The organism is Streptomyces sp. NRRL S-350 (assembly GCF_000719705.1).
In the GTDB taxonomy this organism is placed as follows: Bacteria; Actinomycetota; Actinomycetes; order Streptomycetales; family Streptomycetaceae; genus Kitasatospora.
The window spans coordinates 109,956-128,397 of record NZ_JOHO01000005.1 but is presented as its reverse complement, the minus strand read 5'-3'; the positions used below and the strand labels follow the sequence as shown (position 1 = coordinate 128,397).

The following is an 18,442-nucleotide window of genomic DNA, read 5'->3' as shown; positions in this document are numbered from 1 at the left end:
GCAGGCTTGCCCCCATGACGGACCTTCAGATGCGGCCCGGCGCGGCCGCAGGCACCACCGGGGCCCCGGCCGTACGCCCCGGGCTCCTCCTCGCGCTCGTCCTGTGCGGCCAGTTCATGGCCGTGCTCGACGTCTCCATCGTCAACGTCGCCGTACCCACCATCCGGACCGACCTCGGCGCCTCCGGCGCCGCCCTGCAACTCGTGATCGCCGGCTACACCATCGCCTACGCCGTCCTGCTCATCACCGGGGCCCGGCTGGGCGCCCGCTACGGCTACAGCCGGCTCTTCCAACTCGGCCTGGCCGCCTTCACCGCCGCCTCGCTGGCCTGCGGCCTCGCCCCCTCCACCGGCTGGCTGATCGCCTTCCGGCTGCTCCAGGGCGCCGGATCGGCGCTGATGGTGCCCCAGGTGATGAGCCTGCTGCAACGCACCTTCACCGGCGCCGCCCGCACCCGGGCCCTCGGCCTCTACTCGGCGGTACTGGCCGGCGGCATGGCACTCGGCCAGGTGCTCGGCGGCGTGCTCGTCAGCGCCGACCTCCTCGGCAGTGGCTGGCGGCCGGTGTTCCTCGTCAACGTGCCGATCGGAGTGCTGCTGCTGGCCGCCGGCGCCCGACTGCTGCCCCGGCTGCCCGGCGACGCCTCGCGCGGCTTCGACATCCCCGGCCTGGTGGTGCTCGGCGCGGCACTCGGCCTGCTCGTGGTGCCGCTCGTCCTCGGCCACGAACTCGGCTGGCCCGCCTGGGGCTGGGCGATGATCGCCGGCAGCGTGCTGCTCCTCGGCCTGTTCGTGGCGGTCGAACGCCGGATCGCCCGACGCGGCGGACAGCCGCTCATCCCCGGGCGGGTGCTGCGCGCCCCCGGGCTGCGCCCGGCCGCCGCCGGACTCTTCGCGATCATGGCCGCCTTCGCCGGCTTCATGTTCGCCTTCGCCCTGCACCAGCAGGCCGGGCTCGGCCACACCGCGCTCAGGGCCGGGCTCTGCTCGGCACCCGTCGCGATCGGCTTCGGCCTGTCCAGCATGCACTGGCACCGGCTGCCCGGCCGGACGCACGCGGCCCTGCCGACACTCGCCGGCGTCCTGCTCGGCGGCGGCTACCTGCTGCTCGGGACGATGCTCGGCGGCGGCGCGGAGATCGGGCCGGGGCCGCTCGTCGAGATGGCCTCGCTCGGCCTGATCGCCGGCTGCGCGTACGCACCGCTGTTCGCCCGGGCGCTCGCGGGGGTGGCGCCCGAGGACGCGGCCGACGCCAGCGGCGTCATGGTGACGGTCATCCAGCTCGGGCAGGTGATCGGAGTCGCGGTGCTCGGCTCGGTCTTCCTCGGGCAGGTCGACCTGCCGGCGCCGGCCGCCGCCTCGGGGCACGCGCTGCAGACCACCCTGCTGGTCAACGCCGTCGCGGTGGCCGCCGCCGCGGGCTTCGCCGCGCGCAGCCGGCGGGCGGTGCGGTAGGCGGGCGGTGCGTAGGCCGGCGGGGGAGCGGTGGGGAGCTGCGTTGCGGTGGGGAGGCGCGCTGCGGGGAGGAGGTGAGCGCTGCGGTGAGGAGGGGGGAGACGGCGCGCAGGGGCGCGCGGCAGGGGGCGGGAAGCGGCCCCCCGGAAACGGATTTCTGGAGCACGCCCCGAACCGTGTAAAGTAGTCGATGTCGCCGAGGGAAACCGGAAGGAAACGACCGAAACCCCCGGTGACATCGCAGGTCGAGGGGCTATAGCTCAGTTGGTAGAGCGCTTGCATGGCATGCAAGAGGTCTGGGGTTCAATTCCCCATAGCTCCACAGCAGTCGAGAGCCGCCTTCCGGAAACGGGAGGCGGCTCTTCGCCGTTTCGCCCATGCCACCGGCGGGACCACCCGCAATCCCGCTACCGTCGTGCCATGGCCGATCTGGAGCGAAGGCGGAACGAGGAACTGGCCCGGATACTCCACCAACTCGGCTGGAGCCCGGAACGGCTCGCCCGTGAGGTGAGCCTCGCCCTGCCCCCGGGCCTGTCCATCAGCTCCACCGCCCCGTACAAGTGGCGCGACCGCGGCATGGTGCCGCGCAGCCCGCACGACCAGGCGGTCTGCGAGGTCCTCAGCCGCACCCTCGGCATCGCCGTCACCTACGAACAGCTCTGGGGCCGGATGGGCGGCCACCGCGGCGCCAAGATCCTCTCGCCCCGGCTGCTCACCGACCCGTGGACCGCCGACAACGCCCAGACCGCGCTGCGCGAAGCCGCCACCGACGCCGGACCGGTCCGCCTCACCGACCTGTTCCGCAACGCCGACCTCGACCAGGCCGCCGCCCTGCTCGCCTCCCCGCCGCCGCCCGTCGCCGGCGGCGAGGGCGCACTGCGCGTCGAGGCCGCCCTGGTCGGCGAACTCGGCCTGTCCTACCGCAGCAAACAGCGGCTCGAACGCTCCTGCGGCGGCGGCCTCGTCCTCGGCCCCACCCGCGCCGAACTCGCCATGCTGGCCAAACTGCTGGAACTCGGCGCCTACGACGAACGGCTCGGACGCGAGCTGTACGGCACAGCCAGCAGGCTCGCCCGGCTGGCCGGCTGGGCCGCGTACGACCTCGGCCACGACGCCGCCGCCCAGCGCGCCTTCGTCGCCGCGCTGCGCGCCGCGCACGTCAGCGGCGACGCCCGGCTCGGAGTCGCCGTACTCGGCGCGCTCGTCGTACTCGCCACCCAGGGCCCGGGCGGGCGCGGCCTGGACGCCGTCTCCGCGCTGGAGACCGCCCTGGAGGCCCACGGCGCCACGCTCAGCCCCACCGGGCGGGCCCGCCAGCTCGGCCGGCTCGCCCGCGCCTACGGCCGCCGGGACGAGGCCCAGCGGGCCGAGGCCGCCGCCGCCCGAGCCTTCGCCGAACTGGACGGAGTGCCCGGCACCGAGGAGGCCCGCGCCTCCCTCGCCGGGATGGTGGGCGAGGGGCGGCTCGCACTGGGCCAGCACCGGCTGGCGAAAGCCCTGCTCGCCGAGGCCGTGGCCGGGCTCGGACCGGGGCGGGCGCGCTCCAAGGCGCTGCTGATGGTGCGCCTCGCCGAGACGCACCGGCGGCTCGGCGACCAGCGGGAGGCGGCCCGCACCGCGGCGCTGGCCCGCTCGCTCGCGGCGGGGATGCAGTCGGAGCGGCTGGCGAAGGCGCTGCGGGACTTCGACGCGGCGGGGCGGGCTGCGGTGAGGTGAGGTGGGGTGGGGGCTGCGGGACTGGGGGACCGCGCGGAGCGGTGGGGCTGCGCGGGGCGGTGGGGTGCGGCGGCCGGGGCTCGGTGGCGGTGGAGGGTAGAGGGCGGCGGTGGTGGGGGCGGTGAGGCCGGCGGCCGGGCCCGTCCGTGCGGCCGGCCCGGCGATACACCCCGCAGGGCGCCGGGCCGCTTGCGGTACCCTGAGCCCATGCGAACCGTGCGCCTGCTCCTTAGCCGGCCGCGCTGACCAGGACCGGCTGAGCCCTCGGGCGGTGCCGGAGTCGGCGTGGCGTCCCCTCCTGCGAGGGGATTTTTTGTTTTCCGCCCCCGACCCCGTCCCGGGCCGGGTCCACGGGCCGGCCGCCTGCCCGGTTCGCCAACCGACACCGATGGAGCTTGAAGGACCATGAGCGAGACGACCCCTGCGTCCGGCGCGGCCGAGACCGCGACCGAGCCGTTCCGGTACAGCGCCGCGCTGGCGGCCGAGATCGAGTCCCGCTGGCAGGACCTCTGGGAGAAGGAGGGTACCTTCCACGCCCCCAACCCCACCGGTGCGCTGGCCGACCCGTCGGCCGGTGACGTCGCCGCGAAGCCGCACAGCTTCATCATGGACATGTTCCCGTACCCCTCGGGCGCGGGCCTGCACGTCGGCCACCCGCTGGGCTACATCGCCACCGACGTCTACGCCCGCTACCAGCGGATGACCGGCCACAACGTGCTGCACACGCTGGGCTACGACGCCTTCGGCCTGCCCGCCGAGCAGTACGCGGTGCAGACCGGCACCCACCCGCGGGTGTCCACCGAGGCCAACATCGCCAACATGCGCCAGCAGCTGCGCCGGCTCGGCCTGGGCCACGACCCGCGCCGCTCGATCTCCACGATCGACCCGGACTACTACCGCTGGACCCAGTGGATCTTCCTGCAGATCTTCAACTCCTGGTACGACGAGACCGCCCGCAAGGCCCGCCCCATCGCCGAACTGGTCGGCCAGTTCGAGTCCGGTGAGCGGCAGACCGCCGACGGACGCCCGTGGGCCGCGCTGTCCGCCACCGAGCGCGACGAGGAACTGCGCGAGTACCGCCTGGCGTACGCCAAGGAGGTGCCGGTCAACTGGTGCCCCGGCCTGGGCACCGTCCTGGCCAACGAGGAGGTCACCGCGGACGGCCGCTCCGAGCGCGGCAACTTCCCGGTGTTCAAGTCCAACCTGCGGCAGTGGATGATGCGCATCACCGCGTACTCCGACCGCCTGATCGAGGACCTCGACCTGCTGGACTGGCCCGAGGCCATCAAGCTGCAGCAGCGCAACTGGATCGGACGCTCCGAAGGCGCCCGGGTCGACTTCGCGGTCGGCGCCGACGAGAAGATCACCGTCTTCACCACCCGCCCCGACACCCTGTTCGGCGCCACCTACATGGTGCTGGCCCCCGAGCACGACCTGGTCGACTCGATCGTCCCCGCCGCCTGGCCGCAGGACGTGCCCGCCGAGTGGACCGGCGGCGCCACCACCCCCGCCGAGGCCGTCGCCGCCTACCGGGCCGCGGCCGCCGCCAAGTCCGACGTCGAACGGCAGGTCGAGGCCAAGGTCAAGACCGGCGTCTTCACCGGCGCCTACGCCGTCAACCCCGTCAGCGGCGCACCCGTCCCGGTGTTCATCGCCGACTACGTGCTGATGGGCTACGGCACCGGCGCCATCATGGCCGTCCCCGCCCACGATCACCGCGACTTCGCCTTCGCCCGCGCCTTCGCCCTGCCGATGCGCTGCGTCGTCGAGCCGACCGACGGACGCGGCCAGGACCCGGCCACCTGGGACGACGCCTTCGACACCTACGACTCCGTCATCGTCAACTCCGCGCGCCCCGAAGGCGACCTGTCGCTCGACGGGCTGAGCGTCGTCGACGCCAAGGCGCGGGCCACCGCGTGGCTGGCCGAGCACGGCATCGGCGAAGGAACCGTCAACTACCGGCTGCGCGACTGGCTGTTCAGCCGCCAGCGGTACTGGGGCGAGCCCTTCCCGATCGTCTACGACGAGGACGGCGTGATGCACGCGCTGCCCGAGTCGATGCTGCCGGTCGAGGTCCCCGAGGTCGACGACTACTCGCCGCGCACCTACGACCCGTACGACTCCGCCTCCTCCCCCGAGACCCCGCTGTCGCGCAACGAGGCCTGGGTCAACGTCGAACTCGACCTGGGCGACGGCCCGAAGCAGTACCGCCGCGAGACCAACACCATGCCCAACTGGGCCGGCTCCTGCTGGTACGAGCTGCGCTACGTCGACCCGTCGAACTCCTCCGCCGTCGCCGACCCGGCCAACGAGAAGTACTGGCTGGGCCCGACGGCGACCAAGCCCGCCGGCGGCGCCGACCTGTACGTCGGCGGCGCCGAGCACGCCGTGCTGCACCTGCTGTACGCGCGCTTCTGGCACAAGGTGCTGCACGACCTGGGCCACGTCTCCTCCGTCGAGCCGTTCCACAAGCTGTTCAACCAGGGCATGATCACCGCCGACGTCTACCGCGACGAGCGCGGCTTCCCGGTGCCCGCCGCCGAGATCGAGGAACGCGACGGCCAGTACTTCTGGCAGGGCGAGCCGGTCAAGCGCGAAGCCGGGAAGATGGGCAAGTCCCTGAAGAACGCCGTCGCCCCGGACGACATCGCCGACGAGTACGGCGCCGACACGCTGCGCCTCTACGAGATGTCGATGGGCCCGCTGGACGTCTCCCGCCCGTGGGACACCCGGGCCGTCGTCGGCTCCTACCGCTTCCTGCAGCGGCTGTGGCGCAACATCGTCTCGGAGACCACCGGCGAACTCGTCGTCACCGAGGACGAGCCCGACGAGGCGACCCTGCGCGCCCTGCACAAGGCGATCGACGGCATCCGCGCCGACATGGCTGGCCTGCGCTTCAACACGGCCGTCGCCAAGGCCATCGAGCTGAACAACTACCTGGTCAAGCGCGGCTCCACGCCGCGGTCGGTGGCCGAGCAGCTGGTCCTGATGGTCGCGCCGCTGGCCCCGCACATCGCCGAGGAACTGTGGCGCCGGCTCGGCCACGGAGAGTCGCTGGCGCACACCGACTACCCGGTCGCCGACCCGGCGTACGTGATCGACGAGACGGTGACCTGCGTGGTGCAGGTCAAGGGCAAGGTGAAGGCCCGGCTGGAGGTCGCGCCGAGCATCTCGGACGCCGAACTGGAAGCGCTGGCGATGGCGGACCCGGCGGTGGTCGCGGCGATCGGCGGCGCGGAGGTGCGCAAGGTGATCGCCCGGGCGCCGAAGCTGGTGAACATCGTCACGGGTTGAGCGCTGGGGGTCGGGTGCTTGGTCAGTGCCTGGTGTGCTTGGTGCCTCAAGGCCGTAGTGCCTCAATGCCTAATGCCTTCAGTGCTCGATGCCGAGTGCCGAGTGCCTGGTCCGGGGCGTTGAGCTCCGGGCGCTGAGCGCAGGTCGAGCGGGCGGGCGTCCTTCGGGCGCCCGCCCGCTGCTTTTGCCGGACGGTCCGTCGGGGCGCGTGTGGGGCGTACGAAGGGCGGGCAGGCGTGGGCAGGGCGGGCGGCGCGGGGCCCTCCGGGAGATCCCCGATCTGTCCCTGATCTCCGACCGCAAGCCTGCTCGGGCCGCCCTGGGAGCGGGTCCGGGCGTTACCTTGGAACCCTTGGTGATGCGGCCCGCGTTGGGCCCGGTGGGGGCCGAAACGGCGGCGGAAGGTGGCGCGCGATGGACGTGTTCGGCGTGATGATCGGCCTGGTCCTGCTCTTCGGGATCGCGGCGGTGGTCCTGGCGGTGGTCGGCACGGTCAAGGCGGCCAAGGCCGTGGGCGCGAGGATCGAGAAGCACGAGGCCAACGCCCGGCGCGCCGTGGAGACCGCGACCCTCAAGGCGAAGAAGTACACCAAGGTCGGCCCGCCCGCGCAGATCGCCGCCGTCCGGCTGAGCCTGCGGACCTCGCTCGACGGCACCCGGCAGGTGCTGGAGGGCGGAACCGCCCAGGGCGACCACCTCTCGGAGGCACTCGGCCTGCTGACCCGGCTCGACGCCCACGCGGCGGAACTCGACGGCGAACTGCGGATGCTCGAACGCGAACCGGACACTGCACGGATCGCCGCGAAACTGCCGCAGCTGCGTGAGCGGGCGGAGCGGATCACGCACTCGGCGGAGACCATGCGCTGGGCGGCACAGGACCGGATGCACCGCTTCGCGGACGACGAGCTGAGCCGGCTCACCCAGGAGTGCGAGAACGAGGCGGGAGCGCTGCGGCACTGGGACGCCTCGGGGAGCCCTGCGGGTTCGGGCGCGGGTGTAGGTGCGGGTTCGGGTTCCGCGGGTTCTGCGGGTTCCGCCGGGGGTGCGGCCGCAGGTGGGGCCCGGGCCGGGCTGACGGACGGCAAGGGACGGCCGAGCGCGGAGGAACTGCTGGGGCTCGCCGACCCGCTGGCCAAGCTGGCGCAGCGGCTGCGGAAGCCGTCGGCGGGGCCCTCGGCGGGCTGATCCGGCCGGGCACTCGGGCCGCCGTAGGACCGCCATCGGGCCGCCGTAAGGCCGCCATGCGGGTCGGCTCTCCGGCCGCCCCGAGCCGACGGCGGGGCAGTCTGCGGGCAGCCTGCGGACGGGCCGCGGAGGGCTGCGGGGCGCCTGCCGGCGGGCGCTGTCCTCCCGGACGAACGGGGAGTAACCTCCGCCTCATGCCCTCCGACCTCGCGATCGTCACCGATTCCACGGCCTACCTGTCGCCGGCGGCCCTCGACCGGTACGGAATCACGGTGGTCCCGCTGAGCGTCGCGGTCGGTGACTCGGTCCTGAGCGAGGGCGTCGAGATCTCCCCGAAGGACGTCGCCGAGGCGCTGCGCGGCAAACAGCGGGTGACCACCTCCCGGCCGAACCCGGAGACCTTCGCCGCCACCTACCGGGCGGCCGCCGAGGCCGGTGCGAAGGGGATCGTCTCGGTGCACATCTCGGGCGAGCTGTCCGGGACGGTCGAAGCCGCCAGACTGGCGGCCGCCGAAGCTCCCGTGCCGGTGCGCGTGGTGGACAGCCGGCTCGTCGGCATGGCCCTCGGGTACGGGGTGCTGGCGGCGGCCGAGGCGATCGCTGCCGGACTGGACCTGCCGGAGGCCGCCGAGGCGGCGGACCGGCGGGCGGCCGGGACCAGCGGGTTCTTCTACGTCGACACCCTGGAACACCTGCGCCGGGGCGGGCGGATCGGGGCGGCCCGGGCGCTGCTCGGGTCCGCGTTGGCGGTCAAGCCGCTGCTGCACCTGGACGGCGGGCGGATCGAGCCGCTGGAGAAGGTGCGCACGGCGTCGCGGGCGATCGCTCGTCTGGAGGAGATCGCGGTCGAGCGGTCGGGGGAGCGGGAGGTCGACATCACCGTGCACCACCTGGCGGCCGAGGACCGGGCCGAACCGCTCGCGGAGCGGCTGCGGGCCCGGGTGCCGGGGCTGCGGGAGCTGTACGTCGGCGAGGTGGGGGCGGTGATCGGTGCGCACGTCGGGCCGGGGCTGCTCGCGGTGGTCGTCGCGCCGCGTTGAGTGGGGGAGGCGCCCGGCTGGCGCTCGCCGTCGGGGCGATCCGCCTGGTCAACTTCCGTGACCACTAATCACTCGTGTGAGTGACAACTTTTGTCCACAGCCCCCGGGTTATCCACAGGGTTCCGGTAATTCCCGCACGTTCGCCGGGAGGCTCCTACCGTCCTCGGCATGACGACCATGGGCCTGGGCGCGGCGAAGCGCCAAGCGATCAACGAGACGGTGCGGCTGCGGATGGCGGCGCTGCTGCCGACGGACGTCGAGCCGGTGGGCGGTGGGGGCGGTGGGAGCGGTGAGGGCGGTAGGGGCGGCGAGGAGTCCTCGAGGACGGCTCCGGGGGTGGTGCCGCGGCCGCCGGAGGTGAGCGAGCCAGAGGATCGCACCGCGGTCGAGAGCCCCTACGGCGCAGGGGCACGTCCGCGGTTCGCGCCGTTCGCCTCGGCGATGGCGCTCGACCGGCGCGCGGTGGCCGGGCTGGCCATCCTGCTGGTGTTCGCGCTCGGCTACGCCGTCCAGCACTTCTGGCTGGCCAGGCCGGAGACGGTCGCCGTGCCCGCGTTGGCGGCCGGCTCGCCGATGCCGGGGGCGGACGCGCCGTCACCCGCCGATGCCACCTCCGGATCCGGCCCGCCGGAGGGCGCCACCGCCCTCTCCGGTGCCGGAGCCGCCGTAGTGGTCGACATCGGCGGCCGGGTCCACCTGCCCGGCCTGCACACCCTGCCCGGCGGCTCGCGCGTGGCCGACGCCCTACGGGCGGCCGGCGGTCCGCTGCCGGAGACGGACACCAGAAACCTCAACCTCGCCCGCATCCTGACGGACGGTGAGCAACTGCTGATCGGAGAGCAGGCCCCCCTGCCCGCCCCGGCCGTCGTCACCGGCGCCGGACCCCCAGGGCTCACCGCCCCCCGGCCACCCGTCAGCCTCAACCGCGCCACCCTCGAACAGCTCGACACCCTCCCCGGCGTCGGCCCGACCCTCGCCCAGCGCATCCTCGCCTACCGCACCTCGCACGGCGCCTTCCGCTCCATCGACCAGCTCCGGCAGGTCAGCGGCATCGGTGCCCGCACCTACGCGGAACTCCGTCCGATGCTCACCCTCTGACGCCTCCTCCGTTCGTCCCACCGGCCTTCGAAAGGAGGTACCGCCGTGACTGCCCCGACCGCCACGTCCGCCGTGCCCGTCCCCACCGCATCGACCACTTCGGCCCGCCCCTCGGGTGCCGACTTCCGGCTGCTTCTGCCCGCCGTCTCGGCCTGGGTGGTCACAGCGGCGCTCCTGCGCCTGGAGCCCGGCTCCGAGGCCCCCGTCCTCGCGGTGGCGGGCACCGCCGCGCTCGCAGCCGTCCTGCTGCTCCGTCGACCAGGCGCCCTGCGCCGGCGCAGGGCGGCGGCGACACTGGCAGCCGTCCTGCTCACCGGAGCGGCAGCCGCGATCGCGACACCGCTGCACACCGCGGACCTCCACCGGGGACCACTGCCGGAGCTCGCCCGTGCGGCAGAGCACGCCGAGCCGCAGTCACCGACCGCGGCGGTGGAGGTCGAGCTGACCATCACCGGTGACCCGAAGACCCACACCTCGCGGGGCGGTACCAGCGGCGGCCAGCCGTTCCTCACCGTGGACGCGGTGGCCGACCGCGTCGTCCTGCTGCAGGACGGGCGGACCACCCGGACGCACACGCCCGTGACCGTCATGGCCCGAGGAGCGGAGAGCGCGTCCTGGCAGCGGCTGCTCCCCTCGGAGCGGCTGGCGGCGGAGGCCGACGTGCGGCCGGCGGAGGAGGGGCACGACACCGAGTCCGCGGCGCTGCTGGTGGTCCACGGCCCACCCCGGCAGCTGGCACCACCGAGCCTGCCGCAACGGATCGCCGGGCGGCTGCGCGAAGGCCTGCGCACGGCCGCCGACGGACTCCCTGCGGACGCGCGCGGGCTGCTCCCCGGCCTGGTCGTCGGTGACACCTCGCGCCTGCCCGACGACCTCGAAGACGCCTTCCGGGCCACCGACCTCGTCCACCTGGTCGCCGTCAGCGGGGCCAACCTGGCGATCGTCCTCGGTGCGCTGCTCGGCGCACCCGGGCAGGCCGGCACCGCCGAACGGCGCGGGCTGGCCGCGGTGCTGGGGCTGTCGCTGCGCACCGGCGCACTCCTCGGCACGGGGCTGACACTCGCCTTCGTCACCGTCTGCCGCCCCGAGCCCAGCGTGCTGAGGGCGGCCGGGACGGGGCTGGTCGGCATGCTGGCCCTGGCCACCGGCCGCCCCCGCCAAGCGGTGCCCGCGCTCGCCGGAGCGGTCCTGGTGCTGGTCCTGCTGGACCCGTTCCTGGCGCACTCGTTCGGCTTCCTGCTCTCCGTGCTCGCCACCGCCGGGCTGCTCGTCCTCGGGCCGCACTGGGCCGAGGCACTGCGGGCCCGGCGCTGGCCCCACCACCTGGCGGGCGCCCTCGCGGCGACAGCGGCCGCGCAGGCACTGTGCGCGCCCGTGACGGTGGTGCTCTCCGGGCACATCAGCCTGGTCGGCATCCCGTGCAACCTGCTGGCCGAGCTGGCGGTGGCCCCGGCGACGCTGCTCGGCTTCGGCGTGCTCGCCCTCCAGCCGCTCCTCCCAGGCGTGGCCCGTCTGCTCGCGGAACCCGCCGGAGTGCCGGCGGGCTGGCTCGCCCTGGTGGCGCGGCGCGGGGCCGAGCTGCCGGGCGGCCAACTGACCTGGCCGGGAGGATGGTTCGGGACGGCGACGGTCGCGCTGGCCGTCCTGGCGGCCTGCTGGGCGGCACCGCTGCTGCTCCCCAGGCCCGTGGAGCCCGGCCGTCCGGCGCCCTCGCGGCGCTGGGTACGGGTGCTGGTGACGGGTGCGTTGCTGGCGGCCCTGCTGGCCGTGCTGCTGCGCCCTCCGCCACTCGCCCGGATCGCCACCGGGTGGCCGCCGCCCGGGTGGCGCCTGGCGATGTGCGACGTCGGCCAGGGGGACATGCTGGCCCTGGCGGCGGGTGAGCCGGACAGCGCGGTGGTGATCGACACCGGGCCGGACCCGAACGCCGCCGACAGGTGCCTGCGCGACCTCGGCATCACGACGGTGCCCCTCCTGCTGCTGACGCACTTCCACGCCGACCACGTGGAGGGCGTGCCAGGGGTGCTGCGGGGCCGTCGGGTCGGCGCGGTCGAGGGCACGACGCTGGACGACCCACCGGGCGAGGCCGCCAGGGTGACGCGCTGGGCCGCCGAGGCCGGAGTCCCGCTACTGCGGGCCCGTCGCGGCGAACGGCGCTCGGCCGGAGCGGAGTTGGCCTGGGACGTGGTGTGGCCGGTGCCGGGCTCGTCCGCCGAGGCGCCGGGCGCGAACAACGCGAGCGTTGCCCTGCTGGTTTCACTGACGGGAGGACTGAGGATGGCACTGCTGGGAGATCTCGAACCGCCGGCGCAGTCGGCGCTGTCGGGCCGCCTGGGCCGGGTCGACGTCCTGAAGGTGGCTCACCACGGCTCGGCACACCAGGACTGGGGCCTCACCAGTGCCCTGCGACCCCGGCTGGCCCTGATCTCGTGCGGCGAGGGGAACCCGTACGGGCACCCGTCCCCGAAGACGGTGGACCACCTGCGCGGCCTGGGCGCGACCGTCCTGCGCACGGACAGGGTGGGCGACATCGCCGTGACGGGGGACTCCCCGGCAACCCTCGGCGTGTCCGTCCACCCGCAGCCCGCTCATGCGGGGCAGAAGCCCCGCACCCACGGGGCCAAGGAGCGGGCGGCCTCCGCCCGCCCCGGCGAGAACCCCGGCACACCGCGGGCCCCGCCCGTGTGATGCCCGCTCTCCTCCTCCCGGCCACCAAGTGGGGAAAGGGGTAGGGGGTAGGGGTGGTGGTGGGAGGTGGTTGGGAGGGGTGAGCGCAGGCCCGGAAGAAACGTTTCGGCGCGCTCCGGGCCGAGCCCGGAGCGCGCCGTCGATGTCGGAGCCCTCCGTCGATGTCGGGAAGCGCGACCCTGCCCGGCCGGGGCCGGCGAGTGGGAGGTCCGCCGGTCCGGCGCGGTCGTCAGGCGGATTCGCGCCAGCCTTCGTGGGTGGCGGCGAGGGTGTCGAGGGTGTGCAGGTGCGTGGGGCTCCAGCCGGTTGCCGGGGGCTCGACGACGACGAGCCACTGGGCGTCCTCGGCGTCGTCCTCTCCCGCGAGGGCGTCGCGGACGATCTCGGGCTCGCCGAGGTCCGGGTGGGCGGCGCCGAGTTCTTCGGCGGCTTCTTCGGCGGCGTCGCGATCGGGCAGGACGAGCAGTTGCCGGGCGTGCGGGTCGTCGACGTCCGTGAGGTCGGTGGTGTGGTTCTCGGTCACCCGGCCATTCTCCAGGCTGGTACCCGCGCTCGGCCCAGCGGGAAGCGGGCAGGCAAACAGACAGGAAGACAAACGACAGCCCAGCAGGCCGACAGGCGACCAGACAAGAAGCAGCCCGGGCAGGCGGGAGGGAGTGTCCGCGGCCCGTGGGATGCTGGTAGGCGATGGCCAGGAAGAGTGCACCCGATGACCTGCTCGCCCCGCTGACCCTCGCGGTCGGTCAGGAGGAGCTGCTGCTGGACCGTGCGGTCGCCCAGGTGGTCGCGGCGGCGAAGGCGGCGGACCCGGACACGGACGTACGGGACCTCCCGCCCGGTGGCCTGCAGCCCGGCAGCCTGGCCGAGCTGACCACGCCGTCGCTGTTCGCCGAGCGCAAGGTGATCGTGGTCCGGGCCGCCCAGGACCTCTCCGCCGACTCGGTGAAGGAGGTCAAGGCGTACATCGAGGCGCCCGCCGACGAAGTGATCATGGTGCTGGTGCACGCGGGCGGTGCCAAGGGCAAGGGCCTGCTGGACGCCGGGCGCAAGGCGGGTGGGCGCGAGGTGGCGTGCGCGAAGCTGGCCAAGGCGAGCGAACGGCTGGCCTTCGTCAAGGGGGAGTTCCGTACGCTCGGCCGGTCGGCGACCCCGGAGGCCTGCCAGGCGCTGCTGGACTCGCTCGGCAGCGACCTGCGCGAGCTGGCGGCGGCCTGCCACCAGCTGACCTCGGACGTCGAGGGCACGATCGACGAGACGGTGGTGGCCCGCTACTACAGCGGCCGGGCCGAGGCGACGGGCTTCGAGGTGGCGGACCTGGCGGTCACCGGCCGGGCGGCGGAGGCACTGGAGCGGTTGCGCTGGGCGCTGGCTGTCGGCCAGCCGCCGACCGGCATCACCTACGCGCTGGCGTCGGGTGTGCGCAGCATCGGTCGGCTGGCGACCACGGGGCGGAACATGCGCCCCGCCGATCTGGCCCGTGAGTTGGGCATGCCGCCGTGGAAGGTCGACCGGGTCCGCCAGCAGATGCGCGGGTGGACGGGTGACGGGGTGGCCACCGCGCTGACGGCGATCGCCCAGGCCGACGCCGCCGTCAAGGGCGGCTCGGACGATCCGGCCTACGCCCTGGAGCGCGCGGTGGTCGCCGTGGCCCGGGCCGCCCGGGCAGGGGCCCGCCCCACGTACTGAGCGGGCGCGGGCACGGGAGCGGGCGCCGAAGCGTTGCGCGAGGTCTCGGCCCGGCCGTGCGGTCCTACTGCCGCATCGCCCGGACGGCGTCCTGGGCGTCGGACTGCAGGGCGCTGCGCAAGTCGTCCTTGGACGGCGGCTTGCCCTTCCCCTCGGTGTAGCTCGCGGAGTAGTTGATGTAGTAGGTCATCCCGCCGTCGCGGACGTCCAGTTCGGCGTAGATGCTGTGGTAGTTGTCGGAGCCGTCGTCCTTGTACAGGTAGTACGCCTCCTCGCCGATCCCGGAGATGTCGGTGACCTGGTAGCCGCGCGCCCGGTAGAGCTCCTTGTTGGCCTCCAGTTCGGGCGCGGGGTTGACCGCCTTGTGCAGGTCGGCGCGCAGGTAGACGGAGGCGTACTCGCTGTCGCTGTTGCCGCCGGTGCGCTTGAGGCTCATGGAGCAGTTCATGCTGTCCAGGGCCGGGTGCCGGTCGGTGTGGTGGCTCGGCGCCGAGGTGTCCGAGACGGTGTACGTCTGCAGCAGCTTGGTGGGCTTCGCGGTGGCGCAGAAGTCGTCCGAGAGGTGGTAGCTGCCGAGGCTGCGCGGTGAGCTGCTGCTGCTGACCATGCCGGGGACGGCCGTCACGGCGGCGGCCCAGCCGGCGGAGGCGAGTACGGCGCCGACGAAGGCCCAGACGGCGTTGCGCCGCAGGTTCCCTCCGGAGCGCGGCGGTGTCCCGCCACCCGGTGTGACCGGCATGCCGGGAGCGGTGGGCATCCCCGGCGCCGTCGACATCCCCGCTGCCGTCGACATCCCTGCTGCCGTCGACATCCCCGGCGGGGTCGGCATTCCGGGGGCCGCGGGCAGCCCCGGCGGCGGCCCGAAGCCCGGAACGCCCGGCGCCACACCCGGCGCACCCGTCCCGGGCTGAGCCCCTGGTACGGGCTGCGCGCCCGGGCCCGGCGGGGGCTGCTGAGGGAATCCGTACCCAGGCCCGTTCGGTGCCGGCGGTGGTGGCGTCGTCATGAAGTTCCCCCCTGGGCCTGGCGTCGGGGCGCTCCCCCGCACCTCGATCGCACCTGACCGACCATAGCGGCCGGACCGTGGAACGCGACAGGCGCCGCAGTGGCCTCTGGGGAGAGGCCGACTGCGGCGCCTGTCGTACTGCTTCGTTGCACCGCACCCGCGTGGCGAACGCAGGCCGCGTGCGGTGCGAGTCTCGCGCGCCTCAGGGTCCGGGTAGAGGGCCGGAGCGTTCCGAGGCGGTCGGGGGTCGCAACCCCCGGGGGCGTCAGGCCTGGACGGCCGCGTTGACGCGCTTGGTGATGGCCGACTTCTTGTTGGCGGCCTGGTTGGCGTGGATGACGCCCTTGCTCACGGCCTTGTCCAGCGCCTTGGAGGCGGCGCGGGCCAGCACGGCGGCCTTCTCGGTCTCGCCGGCGGCAGCGGCCTCGCGGGCCTTGCGCAGAGCGGTCTTCAGCGAGGACTTGACGGCCTTGTTGCGCAGGCGCGCCTTCTCGTTGGTCTTGTTGCGCTTGATCTGGGACTTGATGTTCGCCACGAAGGAGCCTCAGTCTGTCTAAAGGTTTGAACGGGGTCGCACCCGACGGCCGTCGGACCAGCTGAGAGGGCATGCCGAGAGGCCAGGTGCAGCAACCCACGCTACCAGGGGCCCGCCGCCCGCCCCAAACCGGCCTCTCGCAGCCCCCGAACCGGCCTGCCGCCGCCCCGGAACGGATCTCCCGCTGCCCTGGAACCGATCTCCCGCGGCCCCGCCACCGGAGCGGCCGCTACGCGCCGAGCAGCGGTTCGCCGTAGTGCTCGACCTCCGGGAACGGCTGGTAGTAGTGGTGCAGCAGCTCCCGCCAGCGCCGGTACTCGGGGGAGGTGCGGAACCCCTCGGTGTGGTCGGTGAGCGTCTCCCACCGCACCTGCAGCAGGAAGCGCGAGCCGCGCCCCACGTCGAGGCAGCGCCGTAGCTCCAGTGAGTGGAATCCGCGTTGGACGGCGATCAGCGGCCGGGCTTCGGAGAAGGCGGAGAGGAACTCGTCCTCCCGGCCGGGCAGGACGTCGAGCAGGGCGTTTTCGAGGATCACGGAAGGCCATCCTGCCGCCCGGGCGCCTGCGGGGGAAGGCCGACGGACGGGGCCGGAACAAGCCCGAGGCGGGGCCGGCGGACGAGACCGAGCGGGGCCGGGACGGGCCGCCGGACGGGGCTGGGGCGGGACCGGGACGGCCCTGGGAGGGACCGGACGGTGCCCGAACGGCAGCCGGGCCCGCGCTCGTGGGAGGATGGGAGGAACTATTTCGATCGGACGAGACTGTCCGGTCCCCGGGAAACCGGTCAGCGATGACCCGGACACCCCCGGCCCCGGACCAACGGAGAATCGGACCAAGGTGCCCGCGACCCCCAGCAATGTGCCAGAGCCCAGCCGTACCGACCCGGCGCTGATCCGCAACTTCTGCATCATCGCCCACATCGACCACGGCAAGTCGACGCTCGCAGACCGGATGCTGCAGATCACCGGTGTGGTCGACCCCCGGCAGATGCGTGCCCAGTACCTCGACCGCATGGACATCGAGCGTGAGCGCGGCATCACCATCAAGTCGCAGGCGGTCCGCCTTCCGTGGGCGCCGACGACCGGGCCGAACGCCGGGACGACGCACATCCTCAACATGATCGACACGCCCGGTCACGTGGACTTCACGTACGAGGTGTCCCGTTCGCTCGCCGCGTGCGAGGGCACGATCCTGGTGGTCGACGCGGCCCAGGGCATCGAGGCCCAGACCCTCGCCAACCTGTACCTGGCGCTGGAGAACGACCTCACGATCGTCCCGGTGCTGAACAAGATCGACCTGCCGGCCGCCCAGCCGGAGAAGTACGCCGCGGAGATCGCGCACATCATCGGCTGCGACCCCTCGGACGTGCTGCAGGTCAGCGCCAAGACCGGTCTCGGTGTCGAGGACCTGCTGGACCACATCGTCAACACCATCCCGGCCCCGGTCGGCGTCAAGGACGCCCCGGCCCGCGCGATGATCTTCGACTCGGTCTACGACTCCTACCGCGGCGTGGTCACCTACGTCCGGGTGGTCGACGGCCAGCTCACCAAGCGTGAGCGGATCGCGATGATGTCCACCGGCGCAACGCACGAGCTGCTGGAGATCGGCGTCATCTCGCCCGAGCCGAAGGTCGCCGACGGCCTCGGCGTCGGCGAGGTGGGCTACATCATCACCGGTGTGAAGGACGTCCGGCAGTCCAAGGTCGGTGACACCATCACCTCGATGCACAAGGGGGCGACGGAGGCGCTGGGCGGCTACAAGGACCCGCGCCCGATGGTGTTCTCGGGCCTGTACCCGCTGGACGGCTCGGACTACCCGCTGCTGCGCGACGCCCTGGACAAGCTGCGGCTCAACGACGCCGCGCTGGTCTACGAGCCGGAGACGTCGGTCGCGCTCGGCTTCGGCTACCGCTGCGGCTTCCTCGGCCTGCTGCACCTGGAGATCATCCGGGAGCGCCTTGAGCGCGAGTTCAACCTCGACCTGATCTCGACCGCGCCCAACGTGGTCTACCGGGTGATCATGGAGGACGGCACCGAGCACACCGTCACCAACCCGAGCGAGTTCCCCTCCGGCAAGATCGCCGAGGTGTTCGAGCCGGTGGTGCGCGGCACCATCCTGGCGCCGAACGAGTTCGTCGGCGCGATCATGGAGCTCTGCCAGTCCCGCCGCGGCAACCTCCAGGGCATGGACTACCTCTCCGAGGACCGTGTCGAGCTGCGCTACACCCTGCCCCTCGCCGAGATCGTCTTCGACTTCTTCGACCAGCTGAAGTCCAAGACCCGCGGTTATGCCTCGCTCGACTACGAGCCCATCGGCGAGCAGAGCGCCCAGCTGGTGAAGGTCGACATCCTGCTGCACGGCGACGCGGTGGACGCCTTCTCCGCGATCGTGCACAAGGACAAGGCCTACGGCTACGGCGTGATGATGGCCGGCAAGCTGCAGAAGCTGATCCCCCGCCAGCAGTTCGAGGTGCCGATCCAGGCCGCCATCGGCTCCCGGGTGATCGCCCGTGAGACGGTCCGCGCGATCCGCAAGGACGTCCTCGCCAAGTGCTACGGCGGTGACATCTCGCGTAAGCGCAAGCTGCTGGAGAAGCAGAAGGAGGGCAAGAAGCGGATGAAGATGGTCGGCCGGGTGGAGGTCCCGCAGGAGGCCTTCATCGCCGCGCTGTCCACCGACGCCGAAGCGCCCAAGGACGGCAAGAAGTAGCCGCGAGCGGCACCGGAAGGGCTCGGGCGGTG

14 protein-coding genes and 1 tRNA gene are annotated in these 18,442 nt (G+C 73.4%); 11 read left to right on the top strand and 4 right to left on the bottom strand.

Annotated elements, in window-relative coordinates; genetic code table 11:
- The first annotated feature begins 14 nt into the window (after nt 1-14).
- From IF30_RS0107455 to IF30_RS0107420, 8 genes are all read left to right on the top strand, one after another.
- On the top strand, nt 15-1,454 hold the full coding sequence (locus IF30_RS0107455) for an MFS transporter (RefSeq protein WP_234322621.1): 1,440 nt from the start codon (nt 15-17) through the stop codon (nt 1,452-1,454).
- A 249-nt stretch (nt 1,455-1,703) separates the two neighbouring features.
- Nucleotides 1,704-1,776 (top strand) — tRNA-Ala (locus IF30_RS0107450).
- 98 nt (nt 1,777-1,874) lie between these two features.
- Complete coding sequence (locus IF30_RS0107445; RefSeq protein WP_030233716.1) at nt 1,875-3,170, top strand: hypothetical protein; 1,296 nt, start codon at nt 1,875-1,877, stop codon at nt 3,168-3,170.
- A gap of 405 nt (nt 3,171-3,575) precedes the next feature.
- Nucleotides 3,576-6,464: a leucine--tRNA ligase gene (gene leuS / locus IF30_RS0107440; RefSeq protein WP_030233713.1), complete on the top strand. Its 2,889-nt coding sequence runs from the start codon at nt 3,576-3,578 to the stop codon at nt 6,462-6,464.
- A 414-nt stretch (nt 6,465-6,878) separates the two neighbouring features.
- On the top strand, nt 6,879-7,649 hold the full coding sequence (locus IF30_RS0107435) for a hypothetical protein (RefSeq protein ID WP_030233711.1): 771 nt from the start codon (nt 6,879-6,881) through the stop codon (nt 7,647-7,649).
- A 194-nt stretch (nt 7,650-7,843) separates the two neighbouring features.
- Nucleotides 7,844-8,689 carry a DegV family protein gene (locus IF30_RS0107430; RefSeq protein WP_030233708.1) on the top strand — a complete coding sequence of 282 codons (846 nt, stop codon included), beginning with the start codon at nt 7,844-7,846 and terminating at the stop codon, nt 8,687-8,689.
- 168 nt (nt 8,690-8,857) lie between these two features.
- Nucleotides 8,858-9,787 carry a ComEA family DNA-binding protein gene (locus IF30_RS0107425; protein WP_234322620.1) on the top strand — a complete coding sequence of 310 codons (930 nt, stop codon included), beginning with the start codon at nt 8,858-8,860 and terminating at the stop codon, nt 9,785-9,787.
- 45 nt (nt 9,788-9,832) lie between these two features.
- The gene (locus IF30_RS0107420; RefSeq protein ID WP_063752528.1) at nt 9,833-12,475 is read left to right on the top strand and encodes a ComEC/Rec2 family competence protein; all 2,643 of its coding nucleotides are present in this window, start codon (nt 9,833-9,835) and stop codon (nt 12,473-12,475) included.
- Between the two features lie 229 nt (nt 12,476-12,704).
- On the opposite strand, the gene IF30_RS0107415 is transcribed toward IF30_RS0107420, so the two are convergent.
- Nucleotides 12,705-12,998, bottom strand: a complete 294-nt coding sequence (locus IF30_RS0107415; RefSeq protein WP_037899238.1) for a hypothetical protein — start codon at nt 12,996-12,998, stop codon at nt 12,705-12,707.
- A gap of 164 nt (nt 12,999-13,162) precedes the next feature.
- Here IF30_RS0107415 and holA point away from each other — a divergent pair, with 164 nt between their 5' ends.
- Nucleotides 13,163-14,161: a DNA polymerase III subunit delta gene (holA, locus tag IF30_RS0107410; RefSeq protein WP_030233696.1), complete on the top strand. Its 999-nt coding sequence runs from the start codon at nt 13,163-13,165 to the stop codon at nt 14,159-14,161.
- Nucleotides 14,162-14,225: 64 nt separating this feature from the next.
- Here the strand turns inward: holA and IF30_RS0107405 are convergent, their stop codons facing one another.
- On the bottom strand, nt 14,226-14,900 hold the full coding sequence (locus IF30_RS0107405; protein ID WP_030233693.1) for a hypothetical protein: 675 nt from the start codon (nt 14,898-14,900) through the stop codon (nt 14,226-14,228).
- On the opposite strand from IF30_RS0107405, the gene IF30_RS0107400 reads away from it, so the two are divergent.
- Nucleotides 14,899-15,072, top strand: a complete 174-nt coding sequence (locus IF30_RS0107400) for a hypothetical protein (RefSeq protein WP_158834813.1) — start codon at nt 14,899-14,901, stop codon at nt 15,070-15,072. The genes IF30_RS0107405 and IF30_RS0107400 overlap by 2 nt on opposite strands.
- A gap of 360 nt (nt 15,073-15,432) precedes the next feature.
- Here the strand turns inward: IF30_RS0107400 and rpsT are convergent, their stop codons facing one another.
- Nucleotides 15,433-15,702: a 30S ribosomal protein S20 gene (gene rpsT / locus IF30_RS0107395; RefSeq protein WP_030233686.1), complete on the bottom strand. Its 270-nt coding sequence runs from the start codon at nt 15,700-15,702 to the stop codon at nt 15,433-15,435.
- Nucleotides 15,703-15,931: 229 nt separating this feature from the next.
- A complete protein-coding gene (locus IF30_RS0107390) occupies nt 15,932-16,237 on the bottom strand; it encodes an antibiotic biosynthesis monooxygenase family protein (protein ID WP_030233684.1) in 306 nt (101 codons plus the stop codon).
- A 301-nt stretch (nt 16,238-16,538) separates the two neighbouring features.
- Between IF30_RS0107390 and lepA the strand changes: the two genes are divergently transcribed.
- Nucleotides 16,539-18,410, top strand: a complete 1,872-nt coding sequence (lepA, locus tag IF30_RS0107385; protein ID WP_078891200.1) for a translation elongation factor 4 — start codon at nt 16,539-16,541, stop codon at nt 18,408-18,410.
- The last annotated feature ends 32 nt before the right edge of the window (nt 18,411-18,442 follow it).